This is a genomic window from Streptomyces beijiangensis (assembly GCF_017315755.1).
GTDB classification, from domain to species: Bacteria; Actinomycetota; Actinomycetes; order Streptomycetales; family Streptomycetaceae; genus Streptomyces; species Streptomyces beijiangensis.
Map to the genome: position 1 here is coordinate 1 of NZ_JAFLRJ010001148.1, position 360 is coordinate 360.

Sequence of the window (360 nt, forward strand, 5' to 3'; positions counted from 1 at the left end):
AACTTGGCGGGATCGGGGACCAGTTGGCCCGCGGAGTTGCGGGCCGAGGACATCCAGCAGTCGTCGATGTTGACGTAGGCGTAGCCGGCGTCCTTGAGTCCGGACGAGACCAGGTAGTCGGCGGTCTGCTCGACCAGCGCCTCGCTGACGTTGCAGCCGAAGGCGTTCCAGTCGTTCCAGCCCATCGGGGGTGTCCTGGCCAGACCGTTTTCGAGCGCATGGGCGCGGGGTGCGGCGCTGAGGACGAGCAGGGGCGGCGCGAGCACGAGAAGCAGCAGCAGCGCGAACGCGGTGCTCAGCGAGCTCAGAGGTCTTGCCGGTCTCGGGGGGATGCTCATGCCGGTGTCTCCTGCGTGGGGG

The 360-nt window shown here is 68.3% G+C and carries 1 pseudogene; it reads right to left on the minus strand.

Annotated elements, in window-relative coordinates:
- A pseudogene (locus J0695_RS40945) lies at positions 1 to 338 on the minus strand (alpha-galactosidase); the annotation flags it as partial.
- Positions 339 to 360: the final 22 nt, after the last annotated feature.